Annotated in this window: 7 protein-coding genes; 5 read left to right on the top strand and 2 right to left on the bottom strand. The window is 73.4% G+C overall.

Annotated features, from left to right (window positions below; genetic code table 11):
• Positions 1-94: 94 nt before the first annotated feature.
• On the bottom strand, positions 95-1,201 hold the full coding sequence (locus tag PUR61_RS44565) for a sugar ABC transporter substrate-binding protein (RefSeq protein WP_329885673.1): 1,107 nt from the start codon (positions 1,199-1,201) through the stop codon (positions 95-97).
• Between the two features lie 338 nt (positions 1,202-1,539).
• On the opposite strand from PUR61_RS44565, the gene PUR61_RS44560 reads away from it, so the two are divergent.
• Together PUR61_RS44560 and PUR61_RS44555 are read left to right on the top strand one after the other, a co-directional pair.
• Positions 1,540-2,025, top strand: coding sequence for a nuclear transport factor 2 family protein (locus PUR61_RS44560; RefSeq protein ID WP_329885672.1), 486 nt, complete (start codon positions 1,540-1,542; stop codon positions 2,023-2,025).
• A gap of 140 nt (positions 2,026-2,165) precedes the next feature.
• Positions 2,166-3,182 carry a DUF2332 domain-containing protein gene (locus PUR61_RS44555; RefSeq protein WP_329885671.1) on the top strand — a complete coding sequence of 339 codons (1,017 nt, stop codon included), beginning with the start codon at positions 2,166-2,168 and terminating at the stop codon, positions 3,180-3,182.
• Positions 3,183-3,355: 173 nt separating this feature from the next.
• Here the strand turns inward: PUR61_RS44555 and PUR61_RS44550 are convergent, their stop codons facing one another.
• Entirely contained in the window at positions 3,356-4,903 is a 1,548-nt protein-coding gene (locus PUR61_RS44550; RefSeq protein ID WP_329885670.1) for an MFS transporter, read from the bottom strand.
• Positions 4,904-5,032: 129 nt separating this feature from the next.
• Between PUR61_RS44550 and PUR61_RS44545 the strand changes: the two genes are divergently transcribed.
• The 3 genes from PUR61_RS44545 to PUR61_RS44535 all read left to right on the top strand — a co-directional run bounded on the left by PUR61_RS44545 (position 5,033) and on the right by PUR61_RS44535 (position 17,106).
• Positions 5,033-6,025, top strand: coding sequence for an Lrp/AsnC family transcriptional regulator (locus PUR61_RS44545; RefSeq protein ID WP_329885669.1), 993 nt, complete (start codon positions 5,033-5,035; stop codon positions 6,023-6,025).
• 189 nt (positions 6,026-6,214) lie between these two features.
• Positions 6,215-7,093 carry a sterol desaturase family protein gene (locus tag PUR61_RS44540; RefSeq protein ID WP_329885668.1) on the top strand — a complete coding sequence of 293 codons (879 nt, stop codon included), beginning with the start codon at positions 6,215-6,217 and terminating at the stop codon, positions 7,091-7,093.
• A gap of 269 nt (positions 7,094-7,362) precedes the next feature.
• Positions 7,363-17,106 (top strand): non-ribosomal peptide synthetase/type I polyketide synthase, encoded by a 9,744-nt coding sequence (locus PUR61_RS44535; protein ID WP_329885667.1) that lies wholly within the window; start codon positions 7,363-7,365, stop codon positions 17,104-17,106.
• The last annotated feature ends 28 nt before the right edge of the window (positions 17,107-17,134 follow it).

Below are 17,134 nucleotides of genomic sequence, written 5' to 3'. Positions count from 1 at the left end.
CTACGGATTCGGGGGCCGGCCTTGTGGTGCGGCCGGGTGCAGGCCTCGGACGTCGGGGCCGGTGCCGGTGCCGGGTGGGCCGGGCGGCGTGCTGCTAGGAGATGCCGGCCTCGGCGCACGCGGCGGCGTAGTCGGCGGTGCAGATCTGCTGCGGGGTGTAGAGGCCGTCGGCGACCACCGTGGTCTTGATGTTGTCCTTGGTCAGCACGATCGGGGTGATCAGGTTGGCGGGCACGGAGTTGCCGCTGCCGTTGGTCACGGTGGTCGGCAGCAGCGCGGGATCGGGCGTCCTGCCCTGTGCGAAGGCGACCGCGATCTGGGCCGTGGCGTCCGTCTCCGGCTTGAACGGCTTGTAGATCGACATGGTCTGGGTGCCCACCAGGATCCGCTGGACGCCGTCGAGCTGGGCGTCCTGGCCGGTCAGCGGGACGCTGAGGCCGGCGGCCTTGAGCGCGGTCGCGATGCCGGCGGCCATGCCGTCGTTCGCGGAGTACACGCCCACGACGTTCGGCGCGCCGATCGCGGTGATCGCCGCCGCGGCCTCCTGGTTGGCGTTGTTCGGGTCCCAGTTCGGGGTGTCGTACTCCTTGCCGATCTGGAGCTTCCCGTCGATCGCGCTGTGCGCGCCCGCCTTGAAGTCGGCCGCGTTGGGGTCGGTGGGCGAGCCGTTGATCATGATGATCTGCCCGGCGTTCGCCTTGTCGCCGACGGCCTCCACCAGGGCCTGTCCCTGGAGCTCGCCGACCTTCTTGTTGTCGAACGACACGTAGGCGTCGACCGGGCCCTGCGCCAGACGGTCGTAGGCGATCACCTTCACGCCGGCGTCGTGCGCCTTCTGGACGGAGGACTGGATCGACTTGGAGTCCACGGCGTCCAGGATCAGCACCTTGTCGCCCTTGGTGAGGGCGGTGTCGACCTGGGTCTGCTGGGTGGTCGCGTTCTCGTTGGCGTTGTAGTAGTCGATCTGTGCGTTCGGCGCGAGCTCCTTGATCTTCTGCTCGATCAGCGGACGGTCGAACTGCTCGTACCGGGTCGTCTTGGTCTCCGGCAGCAGCAGGCCGATCCTGATCGTCGCGCCCGACGCCGCGCTGCCCGAGGACGTGCTGCCGGTCGACTCCTTGGCGCTGCCGCAGGACGCCAGGCCGAGACCGACCGACGTCACCGCGATCACCGCGAGGACGTGGCGAAGACCGTTGCTCATGAGGATGCCTCTTCCGTATGGGTCCGACCCTGGAGTCCGCCCCTGCATCGAGTCTGCGAACAACGGCCGCGCACCACGATTCGGGTTGAGCCGAGCGGGTGCCTCCGGGTCGCGCCGCCTCGCTCCGCCGCGGGAAGCCGGAGCCGGAGCTCGGGGCGGCGCCGGACGGGGCGTCCGGCCCGTCGGCGGTGCCTCCGGACGGCCGCGGGGCCGGTGGGCGCCTGCGCCCCTGCGTGGCTGTGGAACGCTCCGGGCCCGGGGAGGGCGGGACGCCGTCGGCCGCCGGGAGGTCCTAGAGTCCATGACGGGTCGTCACCATGTCGAGCAGGGGTGGAAACGTGTATCACGCCATCGTCCGGCGCAACCTGCGCAACTCCTTCGCCGAGGTCAATCGCGGCAACTACCCGGCTGTCGTCCGGCAGTTCGCCCCCGACGCGGAGCACTGGTTCTCCGGCTCGCACGCCCTGGCGGGCGGGCGGCACGACGCGGAGCAGATCCAGCGCTGGTACGACAGGCTGGCCGAGGTCATGCCGGACCTGCGCTTCGAGCTGAAGAAGGTCGTCGCCAAGGGCTGGCCCTGGGACACCGTGGCGTTCGTCGAGTGGGTGGATCACCTCACCGACCGGGAGGGCAACCACTACTCCAACCAGGGCGTGCACGTCCTGCGGATCAAGTGGGCGAAGATCACCGAACTGCACATCTACTGCGACACGGCCCTGCTCGCGTCGGTCTGCGACGCCCTCGGGCAGCAGGGCGTCACCGAGGCCGTCGCTCCGCCGATCGGGCACCCCGGGCCGTTCCGCGCGGCACTCCCGGCCGGGTGACGCGCGAGCTGCCGGTACGGGGGCGGGGGAGGCTCCGGCGGCGGCCCGGCCCGGCGTCGGCCCGCCGGAAGGCCCCGTGGCGGACTCCGGGGCGCTCCTCGTATGCTGTCGGCTCGATCGTCCGGGAGGGGTGGCGGGAAGTGGACACGGCGGGGCGGTACCGGCAGTTCGCGGCGACGGAGGCACGGGGCAACTCCCCCTCCTACGAACGGCTTTCCTCGGCCGTCTCCGGCGACCCGGGTCTGCTCGCACTGATCGACGAACTCCCGCCGCCCAAGCGTCAGCCCAACCTGCTGCTGGGCGCGGTGCGCTTCCTGGGCGGCCCGATCGACGACGAGTCCGCCTTCCGTGACTGGACCGCCCGGCACTGGCCCCGGGTGCGCGCCACCGTCCTGGAGCGCCGGACGCAGACGAACGAGCCGGGCCGGTGCGCCGCCCTGCTCCCGGTGCTCGCCCGGTTGCCGCAGCCGTTGGCCCTGATCGAGGTCGGCGCCTCGGCGGGCCTCTGCCTGTATCCGGACCGGTACCGCTACCTGTACCGACACGGCGACGTTGTCACGGCTCTCGGTCCGGCCGACAGCCCGGTCGTTCTGGAGTGCCTCACGACGGGCAGCGGGTCCGGTGCCCCGCCCGGCGGTGACCGGGGCGGGGCGGTCGTCCCGGAGCCCGTCCGGCTGCCCGAGATCGCGTGGCGGGCCGGCGTCGACCTGAACCCGCTGGACGTCACCGACCCGCAGGACGTCCGGTGGCTGGAGTCCCTGGTCTGGCCCGAGCAGCACCAGCGGCTGGCCCGGCTGCGGGGCGCCGTGCGGATCGCCCGCGCCGAGCCGCCCGAGCTGGTCCGCGGGGACCTCAACGGGACGATCCGAGAGCTGGTGGCGGCCGCCCCGGCGGGAGCGACGCCGGTGGTCTTCCACAGCGCGGTCATCGCCTATCTGACGCCCGACGAGCGGGAGTCCTTCGCCGCCACGATGCGTGAGCTGGCATGCCCCTGGATCTCCAACGAGGGCCCGGGCGTGCTTCCGGAGGTGGACCGCCGTCTGCCGGACGTCCCCGCGACCGAGCACCTGCTCTTCACCCTGGCCCTGAACGAGCGGCCGCTCGCCCGTACCGGCCCGCACGGCCAGTCGCTGGAGTGGCTCCCCTCCGGGGGCTGAGAAAGGGCCCCGGCCCCGGACCCCCGGCCCCGGACACCGGGGTTCCGGTCCGGGGACGATCCGAACCTCGCGACGGACCAGCTGCCCGGGCCGGTCCTGATCCGTTCCCCCCGTTCCCCCCGGCTCCCTCCGTTCCTTCAGGACGTCCTGCGCGGGCGCGAGTCGGCGGACCGTCATCGCTGGGCGAGTGTGCCCTTCGGCCGCTCCTCCGTGGCCCGGCCGTTCGCAGAGGGTCGACCGTCCGCCGGAGGCCGGGCCGGGGTCGGCCGGGCCCGGAGGAGGACCGCGACGACTGCGGCGCCGACCAGCGCGGTGAGGGCGGCGACCAGCAGGGTGCGGTCGAGCGCGGTGGCGAACGCGGCGCGGACCAGCTCGGAGGGGATACCGGGCACCGGCGCTCCCGCGCTCAGGGCGCGGGCGGCGGCCTCCGGATCGGGGACGGCGGTGGATCCGCCGGTTGATCCGTCGGCGAGCGAGGCCCGCAGCCCCTGGTGGAGGACGAGACCGAGGACCGCGATCCCGAGGGCCTGACCCAGCTGGCGGAACGTGTTGAGGGCGCCGCCCGCCATGCCGCCGCGCTCCGGCGGGACGGCGGCCATCGCGCCGGCCGCCAGGACCGGGCTGACCGCGCCCACACCGAGCCCGGTCAGGGCGAGGCCGGGAAGCAGCGCGGTCCAGGTGGACGAGGCGTCGAGGGTGCACTGGAGAAGGGCGCCCGCGCCGATCACGGCGAGCCCGCCGGCGAGCGGCACCGCCGGGGGGAGGACGGCGAGCCGGCGGCCGGCCAGGGCGGAGACCGCGAAGGCGACGAGGCTCATCGGCAGCAGCGTGAGACCCGCGGCCATCGGGCCCCGGCCGAGCACCGACTGGAGCCAGAGCGAGGTGTACGGCAGGTAGGAGAACGCGGTGGCGGAGTAGACCAGGCCGCAGAGCATGACCCCGGTGAAGACGGGGCTGCGGAACAGCGCGAGGTCCAGCAGGGGGTGCGGACTGCGGCGCTCGACCAGCAGGAACACGGCGAGCGCGGCGGCGGTCGTCCCGGCCGCACCGAGGACGGACGGTGAGGTCCAGCCGTCCGCGCCGCCGCGGATCAGCAGCAGGACGGCCGAGCCCGCCGCGACGGTGAAGGCGGCGGCGCCGGGCAGGTCGATTCGGTGTGCGTCCGGGTTCCGGGACTCCGGCAGCGTCCGGCGGGCGAGGATCACGGCGGCGACCGCGACCGGCAGATTGACCAGGAAGACGGACCGCCAGCCCAGGTACTCGGTGAGCAGTCCGCCCGCGACCGGCCCGGTGGCGGCCGCGGCACCGCTGACGGCGCCCCAGACGCCGAACGCCACCGCCCGGTCCCGGCCCCGGTAGGCGAGGTTGAGCAGGGCCATCGCGGTGGCGAACATCGCGGCCCCGCCGGTGGCCTGGACGATCCGCGCCGCGATCAGCACCCCGCCGTTCGGGGCGAGCCCGCAGCCCAGCGAGGCGACGGCGAAGACCGTCAGGCCCGCCGTGTACACCCGCCGCCGGCCGACCCGGTCGGCGAGCGCGCCGAGGCCGAGGAGCAGGGCCGCCAGCGCGAGCGCGTAGCCGTCCATCACCCATTGAAGGCCGTCGAAGTCCATGCCCAGCGCGGCGCCGATGTCCGGCAGTGCCACGATCACGATGCTGATGTCGGTCAGCAGCATGAACACCCCGAGGCTGACCGCGATCAGCGGCCACCACTTCCGCATCCCCGTACTCCTTCGTCCGTGCGCCGGCCCGGGCGGCCCGGCGCACCGTCACTCTCGGTCCGGAGCCGCCGTCCGCGCCGCCCGGTGGGGTCGTTCCGGCGGATCTCGACATCCACTACCGTCCCGGTGATGGAAACCGTGACACTGGACGAGCTGGACCGGGCGTTGCTGCACGCCCTGCAGGTGGACGGCCGGGTGCCGTTCCGGCGGATCGCCGAGGTGCTCGGAGTCTCCGACCAGACGGTCGCACGCCGCTACCAACGGCTGCGGACCGCCGGGGTGGTGCGGGTGGTCGGGCGCACCGACGCCCGGCGGCTCGGCGAGGTCGACTGGCTCACCCGGATCCGGTGCGTCCCGGACGCGGCGTCGGCGCTCGCCGAGGCGCTGGCCCGTCGGCCGGACACGTCCTGGGTCAGCCTGCTGTCGGGCGGCGAGATCGTCTGCAACACCCGCTCGCAGGTCCGGCCGGACCGGGAGGAGCTCCTGCTGGGGAAGCTTCCCCGGACGCCACGGGTGCTCGGCGTCAGTGCGCACTACCTGCTGCGGACGTTCGTCGGGGGGACGGTCGCGTGGAGCGGGCGGACCTCGGCACTGGACGCGGACCAGGTGCGTCGGCTGCGTGCGGGCCAGGCGCAGCCGACGGAGGCGGAGACGACCGTGGCGGCTGCGGTGCCGGTGGTACCGGACGAGCTGGACCGCGCGCTGCTGGCGGCGCTCGCGGTCGACGGGCGGGCGCCGCTGGCCGGGCTGGCGGCCCGGACCGGGGGTTCGGAGGCGACGGTGCGGCGCCGGCTGGCCGCGCTGACCGGGGCGGGTCTGCTCTTCTTCGACGTGGACGTGGAGACCCGGCTGCTCGGCTTCGAGGTCGAGGCGTTCTGCTGGCTGACCGTGGCGCCGGGGAAGCTCGCCGCGGTCGGGCGCGCGATGGCGGAGCATCCGGAGGTGGGGTTCGTGGCCGCGACGACCGGCCCCACGAACCTCGTGGCCGGGCTGGTCTGCCGGGACGTGGAGGCGTTCTACGCCTACCTGACCGGTCGGCTGGGCGGTCTGGAGGGGGTGGTGGCGCTGGAGACGGCGCCCGTGGTCCGGAGTGTGAAGCGCTCCGGAGTGATGATTCGCTAATCGATTGATCAGGGTCGCTTGGCCGATTCTTCACTCTTTCTGGCGGATAGTTTGTTTGCTTATCATCAGACAAATTGAACGCCATGTGATTCTTTTCTAAAATCCCTCGCATCGACTTCTGGGCGCCCTTAGTATCTGAACGAACACTTTCGGTGAGCGTTCGACGGTGGACTGCGAAAGGGGGTCGTCATGGGAGGGCAGCTCCGGGCCGCGCTGCGCCATGTCGCCTACCCGTCCCTGCTGGTCGCCCTCGTGGCGATAGCGGTCGCGGCCCTGCGCCTGCGCTGGGATCTCGGCCGGGCGAGTCAGCTCTTCCTGGTCGGAACCATCGCCTATCTGACGCTTCTGGAATGGTTGATTCCGTACGAACCGGAATGGACTCCCAGTGTGCGCGAGTGGGGTTGGTACGGCATCTACTTCGTGCTGACGATGATCGGCGGAGCCCTGTCCCAGGTGCCCGTGACGACGCTCGTCGGCTGGTTGGCGCCGCCGCATCCGGCCCTGCCGCTCTGGGCCGAGATCCCGGTGGCGATGCTGCTCGGCTCGCTGGCCAACTACCTCGTCCACCGGTGGTGTCACACCAACCCCCGGCTCTGGCGGTTGCACGGCGTGCACCACGTGCCCGACAAGGTGAACGTCGCCAACAACGGCGTCAACCACCTGCTGGACGTGGTGCTCACCCAGGGCGCGGTCCAGGTGTCGCTGGCGCTGGCCGGGTTCTCGGCGGAGGCGGTGTTCGTCGTGGGCCTGTTCGTGGTCGCCCAGGGCTACTTCGTGCACGCCAACATCGACGTCCGGATCGGTCTGCTCAACCACGTCCTCGCCGGACCCGAACAACACCGGCTGCACCACAGCGTCGACCTGGCGGAGGCCGGCCACTACGGCTCCGACCTCTCCGTCTGGGACCACGCCTTCGGTAGCTTCACCTGGCGGCCCGGCCGGCGGCCGGTCGAGGTGGGGCTGCAGAACCCGGCCGACTTCCCCGCTACCGGGGAAGTGATCGCCAGTCACCTCCAAGCCTGGCGTCGGCCGGTGCGTGCCGACGACTCCCCGACCGGATCGACCTGACCCGTCCGACTCGCCGGGGCGACCGAGTCGACCTGACCGCCCGGGTCGCGCCGGCAGGTCCGGTCGGTCCGGGGCCCGGGGGTTCGGCCGGCCGGCCCTCCGTTCCCGTCCGACCGTCCGCGCTCAATCCCGGCTCTCCTCCGGCCCGTCCCTCTCGGCCGGCCCGTCTCCCGGCCTGCCCGGAGCCGGGCCACGGCCGCTGTTCCCATGCCCGTGCGGCTCTCCCACACTCGTGCCGCGCGCGAACGCAGCGACTCAAGGACTCGACCATGACGGATTCATGCTTCGCCGCATCCCCCGACTCTCCTGATTCAGCCGACCTCTCCGACCTCTCTGACCTTTCCGACCTCTCCGCGCCCGTTGACCCCGTCGACCCCGTCGACCCCGCCGGCACTGCCGGTACCGCTGCTCACGCGCGGGCCGCCTCCGCCCCTTCCCCGGCCGGCGAGGACCGGGAGAAGATCGCGATCATCGGGATCGGCTGCCGCCTGCCCGGCGGCGCCTGCGACCACCGGTCGTTCTGGCAGAACCTGGTGGAGGGCAAGGACTGCATCACGCCGACCCCGCGCAGCCGGTACGACGTGGCGACCCTGGGCAGCCGGGACAAGGCCAAGCCGGGCCGGTTGGTCGGCGGCCGGGGCGGCTACATCGACGGTTTCGACGAGTTCGACCCGGCCTTCTTCGGCATCAGCGGCCGTGAGGCCGACCACATGGACCCGCAGCAGCGGAAGCTGTTGGAGGTGGCCTGGGAGGCGCTGGAGGACGGCGGGCAGAAGCCCTCCGAGCTGGCGGGCCGTGAGGTCGGCGTCTACGTGGGCGCGTTCACGCTGGACTACAAGATCGTCCAGTTCTCGGACCTCTCCTTCGAGACCCTGGCCGCACACACCGCCACCGGCACCATGATGACGATGGTGTCGAACCGGATCTCGCACTGCTTCGACTTCCGCGGCCCCAGCGTCTCCCTCGACACCGCCTGCTCCTCCTCCCTGGTCGCCGTCCACCTCGCCGCACAGAGCCTGCTGCGCGGTGAGACCGATCTCGCCCTGGCCGGCGGCACCCTGCTGCACATCGCGCCGCAGTACACGATCGCCGAGACCAAGGGCGGGTTCCTCTCCCCGCAGGGCCGCTCCCGCACCTTCGACGCGGCGGCCGACGGCTACGTCCGGGCCGAGGGCGTCGCGGTGGTCGCGCTCAAACGGCTCTCCGACGCGGTCCGCGACGGCGACCCGGTCCACGCCGTCATCATCGGCAGCGGCGTCAACCAGGACGGCCGCACCAACGGCATCACCGTGCCCAACCCGGACGCGCAGGTCGCGCTGATCGAGCGGGTCTGCGCCGAGGCCGGGATCGTCCCCGGCGGCCTGCAGTACGTCGAGGCGCACGGCACGTCCACCCCGGTCGGCGACCCGATCGAGGCGAACGCGCTGGCCCGGGCACTGGCGGTCGGCCGCCGCCCCGGCGACCGCTGCTACGTCGGCTCGGTGAAGACCAACATCGGGCACACCGAGTCGGCGTCCGGACTGGCCGGGCTGATCAAGTCCGCGCTGGCACTCAAGCACCGGCTGATCCCGCCGCACATCAATCTGGAGCAGCTCAACCCGGCGATCGACCCGGCCACCCTGCCGTACGAGATCCCCACCGAGCCGACTCCCTGGCCGGCGCACGAGGGGCCGGCCCGCGCCGGGGTCAACTCCTTCGGGTTCGGCGGTACCAACGCGCACGTCCTGCTGGAGGCCGCCCCGCAGCCGTCGCTCCCGTCGTCGCGGGAGCCGTCCCCGGAGCATCCGGCGCCGGAGCAGTCCTTCCCGCAGTCGTCCCCGCAGCCGGTGCCGGTCGCGCAGCCCGAGCCGGACGGACAGCCCGTCTGGACCGTCCTGCCGCTCACCGCCCGGGAGGCCGCCGCGCTGCCCGAGCTGGCCGCCGGCGTGCAGGCCGAGCTGGCCGGCGTCCGCGGCGGGACCGCGGCCCGCCCGGTCGACCTCGGCCACACCCTGGCCCACCGCCGCCAGCACCACGACGCCCGGCTCTCCGTGGTCTACGACTCCCGGGGCCGCACCGCCCGTGCCTCGCTGGACGAGGCGTTCAGCGCCTACCTGCGGGGCGAGCCCCACCCCCGGGTGCTCACCGGCCACCGTCGCGAGACCCGGCACCGGAGGCTGGCCTGGGTCTTCACCGGCATGGGCCCGCAGTGGTGGGCGATGGGCCGTCGGCTCTTCGCCACCGAACCCGTCTACCGGGAGGCCGTCGAGCGCTGCGCCGAGCACCTCGCCGAACTCACCGGCTGGTCCCTGACCGACGAGCTGGCCGCCGACGAGGCGCACTCCCGGATGGCCGAGACCTGGCTCGCCCAGCCCGCCAACTTCGCGGTCCAGGTCGGTCTGGCCGCGCTCTGGCGCAGTCGCGGCGTCCGGCCGGACGCCGTCGTCGGTCACTCGACCGGTGAGGTCGCCGCCTTCCACGAGGCCGGCGTCTACGACCTGGCGGACGCGGTCAAGGTGGTGGTCCACCGCAGCCGGCTCCAGCAGAAGCTGGCCGGGACGGGCGGCATGCTGGCCGTCGCACTCACCGAGGCCGAGGCGGTCCGCCGGCTCCGCCCGTACGGTGACGCGGTCTCGGTGGCCGCGATCAACAGCCCCACGTCGCTCACCCTCGCCGGTGACGAGACGGTGCTGGCCGAACTGGCCGCCGCGCTCACCGCCGAACAGGTCTTCGTGCGCCCGCTGACGGTCGAAGTGCCCTACCACAGCGCCCGGATGGAGCTCATCAAGGACGAGCTGCTGGAGTCGCTCGCCGACCTCAAGCCCCGCCCGGCCCAGGTGCCGCTCTACCTCACCGGACGTGAGGGCACCGCGCGGGGCACCGAGCTGGACGCCGCCTACTGGTGGCAGAACGTCCGCGACAGCGTCCGCTTCCAGCAGGCGGTCGAGCGGCTGGCCGACGACGGGTACGCCCTCTTCCTGGAGATCGGCCCGCACCCGGTGCTCGGCCGCTCGATCCAGGAGACCGTGGAGGCCCGCCCCGGGGGCGCCGACCGTCCCGAGGTCCGCACGCTGCCCTCGATCCGCCGCCAGGAGGACGAGCAGGCGACCTTCACGGCCTCGCTGGCCGCCCTGCACAACCTCGGTGTCGAGGTCGACTGGTCGGTGCTCCAGCCCGTCGGCCGGACGGTTCCCCTGCCGCGCTACCCGTTCCGACGGGACCGGCACTGGGTCGAGCCCCGGTCGGTCGAGGCGGTCCGGCAGGGCCGGCTGGACCACCCGCTGCTCGGCCGCCGGCTGGCCGGCGCCGAACCGGCCTGGGAGGCCAGGCTGGACGCCGAGGCGCTGCCCTACCTGGAGGACCACCGGATCCAGGGCGAGGTGCTCTTCCCCGCCGCCGGCTACCTGGAGATGGCCGTCCAGGCGGTCCGCGCGCTGACCGGCGGCACGGACGCCGCGCTGGCCGGTATCGAGCTGCGCAAGGCGCTGTTCCTCCCGGACGACGAGAGCCGCGCCGTCCGGCTCACCCTCTCCGCCGAGCACGGGGGCTTCACCATCGCGACCGGCGGCGCGGGAGCCGGAGGCGTCGCCGCGGGCGGCGAGGACGGCGCCCCGGGCGGGGGCGGCCCCGAGCGCACCGTGCACGCCGTCGGGACCGTCCGTCCCGGCCAGCGGCGCCGACCGGGGCGACCGCTGGACGTCGCGGCGATCCGCGGACGGGCCGTCCGCCATCTCTCCGGGGCCGACTGCTACGCGGCGCTGGCCGGGCTCGGCTACCACTACGGCCCGGCGTTCCAGGGCATCGACGAGGTCTGGATCGGTCCCGGCGAGGCGCTGGCCAGGGTCCGGCCGACGACGGCGGTCGCCGGGCAGGGCGCGGACCACCAGGTGCACCCGGTGGTGATGGACGCCTTCTTCCAGACCCTGCTGACCCCCCAGCTGCTGGTGGCGGGCACCGGTGCCGGGAGCGGGATCCGGCTGCCGGTCGCCATCGAGGAGGTCCGGCTGGAGGCGGTCGGCGACCGCCCGCTCTGGGTGCACGCGACCGTCACCCGGGACGCCGGCTTCGAGCTGGTCGGTGACATCGCGGTGCACGACGAGCACGGCGCGCCGCTCGGCGGGGTCACCGGGTTCCGGGCCGCCGACATCGAGCAGGCGGCCACCGCCGTCGGCCTGGCCACCATCGACGGCTGGCTCGTCGAACCGGCCTGGATCGAGCTGCCGGAGGCTGCCGGGGCCCCCGACCTCCTGGCCGAACACCCGGACGACTGGCTGCTGTTCGCCGACGGTCAGGGCGTCGCCGAGGCGCTGGCCCGGCAGATCGCCGCGCGCGGCGGCAGCTGCCAGCTGGTTCTCCCGGCCACCGGCTACCGGCCTGCGGCCGACGGCCGGCCGGCCACCGTCGAGCCGGGCTCCGCCGCCGACCTCGCCCGACTTCTGGCCGACCGGCGGGCCGCAGGCGCGCCCGACCCGGCGGCCGTCGTCCACCTCTGGAACCTCGACCGGCCGGAGCTGGCCGCCGCCGATCACGACGCGGTGGCCGGTCACACCGGTGCCGGCGCGTACAGCCTGGTCACGCTCGCCGCGCTGCTGGCTACGGAACTCCCGCACAGCCGGCTGCACATCGTCACCCGGTCCGCGCAGGCCACCGCCCCCGGTGAGCCGGTCGAACCGCTCGGTGCGCCTGCCTGGGGGATCGGCCGGGTGCTTCGCCACCAGGAGCTGCCCGGGCACCCGGGCAAGCTGGTCGACCTCGGTCCGATCACCGGGTCGGGCGTCGGTCCGGGCGTCGGTCCGGGCGTCGGTCCGGGCTCCGGCCCCGGTACCCGTCCGGCCGCCACCACAACCGCCACCGCCGTCGACGCCGAGGCGGCCGCGCTGCTGCGCGAGTTCGCGCTCGCGGACGAGGACGAGATCGCGCTCCGTCCGGGCCGACGGCTGACCAGCCGGCTCCGCCCGACCGAGGGGCTCAGCCGTCCGCTTCCGCCCTGCCTCCGACCGGACGCCGCGTACCTGGTGACCGGTGCGTTCGGCGCGCTCGGCCGGCTGCTCTGCCGCACCCTGGTCCGGCGCGGCGCCCGGCGGCTGATCCTGGTCGGCCGCAGCCCGCTGCCGCCGCGCGAGCTGTGGCGCGACCTCGACCCGGCGAGCCCGGACGGCCGGCGCGCGGCCTTCCTGCGCGAGCTGGAGGCGCTCGGCGCGGAGCCCGTCCCGGCACCGCTGGACATCACCGACGAGTCCGCGCTGGCCGACTGGCTGGCGGAGTACCACCGGCTGGACCGGCCGCCGATCCGCGGTGTCTTCCACCTCGCCGGGCAGGTCCGGGACACTCTGGTGGGCGAGCTGGACCGCGGGACCTTCGACGCCGTCCACGCCCCCAAGGTGCTGGGCGCCTTCGCCCTGCACCGCCGGCTGGCCGGCGAACCACTCGACCACTTCGTGCTCTTCGCCTCCATCGCCTCGCTGCTGACCACCGCCGGTCAGACCAACTACGCGGCCGGGAACGCCTTCCTGGACGCCCTGGCCCACCACCGCCGGTCCCTCGGCCTGCCCGCGATGAGCCTCGACTGGGGCCCCTGGGCCACCGGCATGATCGAGGAGCTCGGCCTGATCGACCACTACCGGAACAGCCGCGGCATGAGCTCGCTGGCCCCGGAGACCGGGATGGCCGTGCTGGAGCGGGTGCTCGGGCAGGACCGGGCCCAGCTGCTGGTCGCCACCGTGGTCGACTGGCCGGTCTTCCTCTCCTGGTACCCGGCCCCGCCGCCGCTGGTCGCGGACCTGGCCGCGAGCGCCCGGGAGGCCGTGCCGGTGACCGAGCGGGCGGGCCTCCTGGACACCCTGCGGGCCGCCGGCGAGGCCGAGCGGCTGGTGTTGCTCGGCGAGCGGTTCGTCCACCTGGCCGCCACCGTGCTCCGCGCGCCCGTCGAGCAGATCGACCCCGGCGCCGGCCTCGGCGGCCTCGGTCTGGACTCGCTGCTCGCGATGGAGCTGCGGGCCCGGCTCAACACCGAACTCGGCACCACCCTCCCGGTGGTGGCGCTGCTGAGCAACGCACCGGTGGGCGAACTGGTCGCCCGGCTGCACGAGTCGCTGGCCGAACTGCTGGACGAGGACCCGGTCGGCGTCGGCTCGGTCGCGGTCGAGCGCCACGAGGACGAGACGGCGTACCCGCTCACCCAGAACCAGAAGGCGCTGTGGTTCCTCAAGCAGCTCAACCCGGACGGCTTCGCCTACAACATCGGCGGGGCGGTCGAGGTCCGGGTGGAGCTGGAGCCCGAGCTGATGGCGGTGGCCTTCCGGACCATGGTCGAGCGCCACCCGGGCCTGCGGGCCAACTTCGTGCTCGACGGCGGCCGGGCCGTGCAGCGGATCTCGGCCGCGGTGGAGCCGGACTTCGGGGTCTTCGACGTCCAGCACCTGGCCTGGGACGAGATCCACGCGCTGATCGTCCGCGAGTACCGCCGGCCGTACGACCTGGAACGCGATCCGCTGGTGCGGTTCCGGCTGTTCCGGCGCGGCCCGGACCGCTGGGTGATCATGAAGGCCGTCCACCACATCATCTCGGACGCGATCTCCACCTTCACCTTCATCGAGGAACTGCTCGCCGTCTACGAGGGGCTGCGGCAGGGCCGGGCGCCCGAGCTGCCGCCGGTCACCGCGCGGTACCTGGACTTCCTCAACCGGCAGAACGCCTTCCTGGCGGGCCGCGAGGCGCCGAAGATGCTCGACTACTGGCGCTCTCACCTGCCGGCCGAGGTGCCGATCCTCAGCCTGCCCACGGACAAGCCCCGCCCGGCGGTCCAGACCCACAACGGCGCCTCCGAGTTCTTCGTCCTCGACGAGGCGCTCAGCGCCCGGGTGCACGCGCTGGCCCGCGAGCACAACGTCACGGTCTTCATGGTGCTGCTCAGCGCCTACTACCTGCTGCTGCACGCCTATGCGGGCCAGGACGACATCATCGTCGGCAGCCCGGTGACCGGCCGCACCGACGAGGAGTTCGCCGGCGTCTACGGCTACTTCGTCAACCCGCTGCCGCTGCACGTCTCGCTGGCCGGTGAACCGACCGTGGCGGAACTGCTGGACCGGGTGCGGACCACCGTGCTCGGCGGGCTGGACCACCAGGAGTACCCGTTCGTGCTGCTGGTGGAGAAGCTCGGACTGCAGCACGACCCGAGCCGCTCCGCCGTCTTCCAGGCGATGTTCATCCTGCTCCACCACAAGGTGGCCACCGAGAAGTACGGCTATCGCCTGGAGTACATCGAACTCCCCGAGGAGGAGGGCCAGTTCGATTTGACCCTGTCCGCCTACGAGGACGAGGCGGAGCACCGCTTCCACTGCGTCTTCAAGTACAACACCGACCTCTTCCTCCCGGAGACGATGGCACGGCTGTCCGGCCACTACGTGAACCTCCTGGAGGGGCTGACCGAGGCCGGCCCCGGGCGGGCGGCCACCGGGCTGGAGCTGCTCGGCCGCGAGGAGCGCGCCCTGGTGCTCCGAGGGTGGAGCGGCGCGGACCGGCAGGTGGCCCACGAGGAGCCGGTGCACGAGCTGATCCTGCGTGCGGCGGCGGCCGATCCGGCGGCGCTCGCGGTGGCGGCGCCCGCCGAGTCCGGTTCGACCGTGCGGCTGAGCTACGGCGAGCTGGCCGAGCGCTCCCGGCGGGCCGCGGCCCGGCTGCGGGCGCTGGGCGCCGGGCCCGGTACGGTGGTGGCGCTCTGCCTGGAGAAGTCGCCGGAGCTGATCGTCGCCCTGCTCGCGGTGCTCCGCACCGGGGCCGCCTACCTGCCGCTCGACCCGGGTCACCCGGCGGACCGGCTGGCGGACATGGTGGGGCGGGCGGGCGCCGGGCTGCTGGTCGGCGACGACCGGGAGCGGCTCGGTCGACTGCCCGCCCGTCTGGTCACCACCGACGAACTGGACGAGGAGCAGGACCGTGAGCCGGGTGAGTTCACCGACGCGGCGGTGGGCCCCGACGATCCGGCGTACGTGATCTACACCTCCGGCTCCACCGGCAGGCCCAAGGCCGTCCGCGTCGGCCACGGCAACCTGGCCTCGGCCTACCAGGCGTGGCGGGCCGAGTACCGGCTGGACACCGAGGTCAGGGTCCACCTCCAGATGGCCGGCCCCTCCTTCGACGTCTTCACCGGGGACGTGGTCCGCGCGCTCTGCTCGGGCGGCGCCCTGGTACTGGTCGGCCGGGAGCTGCTGTTCAACACGGCCCGGCTCCACGCGGTGATGCGCGCCGAGCGGGTGGACGCCGCCGAGTTCGTCCCCGCGGTGGTCCGCACGGTCGTCGGCCACTGCGAACGGACGGGCCTGGACCTGGGGTTCATGCGACTGCTGGTGGTCGGCTCGGACGTCTGGAAGGTCGAGGAGTACGAGCGGCTGCGGGCCCTCTGCGGTCCGGAGACCAGGCTGGTCAACTCCTACGGCCTCACCGAGGCCACCATCGACAGTGCCTACTTCGAGGGACCGACGGACGGCTTCGAACCGAGCCGGATGGTCCCGATCGGGCGGCCGTTCCCGAACAGCGCCTTCTACCTCCTCGACGATCACGGGCGGCCCGTCCCGCCCGGCGTCACCGGGGAGTTGTGGATCGGCGGCTCCGGGGTGGCGCTCGGCTACGTCGGCGACGAGGAGCAGACCGCCCGGCGGTTCGCCGTCCTCCCGCTCGGCGGTGCGGACGGCACCGAGCCGGTCCGGCTCTACCGCACGGGGGACCTCGCCCGCTGGGACGCGGACGGCGGGGTGCACCTGCTCGGCCGGGCCGACTCGCAGATCAAGGTACGCGGCCACCGGATCGAGCTGGGGGAGATCGAGACCCAGCTCGCCGAGTGGCCGGAGCTGGAGCGGGCGGTGGTCACCGTCCGGCCCGACCGCGGCGGCGAGCACGTGCTCTGCGCGTACTGCGTGCCGGCGCCCGGGCGGACGCTCGACCGCCGCGAACTCCGCCGCCACCTGGCCGGCTACCTGCCGACCTTCATGATCCCGACCCACTTCACCGAGCTGTGCACGCTGCCGCTCACCGCCAACGGCAAGGTGGACGTCGCCGCGCTGCCGGCGCCCCGGGCGGATGCGGCGGACCGGGCCGTCGAGCCGCCGGTCACCCTCTACGAGGTCCGGATGGCCGAGCACTGGCGGACCCTGCTGGGCGTCGAGGAGCCCGGGTTGCAGCACGACTTCTTCGAGTCCGGGGGGTCCTCGATCCGGCTGATCGAGCTGATCCACGGCCTGCAGGCCGAGTTCAACATCAGCATCCCGGTCAGCCAGCTCTTCAAGGTCACCACCCTGCACGGGATGGCGAAGACCGTCGAGGCCATCATCACCGGCCGGATCGAGGGAGCCCAGCCGTACCTCTGGTTCAACCGGGAGCAGCAGCAGACGCTGTTCTGCTTCCCGCCCGCCGGCGGCCACGGACTGGTCTACCGGCAGTTCGCGGCCCACCTGCCGGAGTACCGGATGGTCGCGTTCAACTACGTGACCGGGGACGACAAGGTCGACCGGTACGCGGACCTGGTCGAGTCCCTCCAGCCGGACGGGCCGTGCGCCCTGCTCGGCTACTCGCTCGGCGGCAATCTCGCCTTCGAGGTGGCCAAGGAGCTGGAGCGGCGCGGCCGGGCGGTGCCCAACGTGGTGATCATGGACTCGCACCGGATCCCGGAGTCCTTCGACCTCGCCGACGAGCACGTCCAGGCCTTCGAGCGCGAGCTGGCCGAGCACCTCCGGCGGCACACCGGTTCGGACGTGGTCGCCCAGGAGACCCGCGAACAGGCCCGGGACTACCTGAGGTTCTGCAGCCGCACCCCGAACCTCGGGGTGGTCGCGGCCGCGCTCAGCGTGATCTCCGACGACGAGAAGGTGTCCCTCTACGAGGCCGGCCGGCACGGTGCCTGGCACGGGAGTTCGGCCACCCGGACCGCGGTCTTCAAGGGCTTCGGCACCCACGCCGAGATGCTCGACCGCGAGTTCATCGCCCACAACGCCGGGCTCGCCCGGTCGATCCTCACCGGAGTCGACGTCCATGTGTCCTGAGACCGGTACCGCCCTGCCCGCCCCCGGC

The sequence above is a fragment of the Streptomyces sp. BE20 genome (genome assembly GCF_036322525.1).
Lineage (GTDB): Bacteria > Actinomycetota > Actinomycetes > Streptomycetales > Streptomycetaceae > Kitasatospora.
Note: the sequence above shows the minus strand (reverse complement) of the source record. Positions and strands in the feature narration are given on the sequence as shown.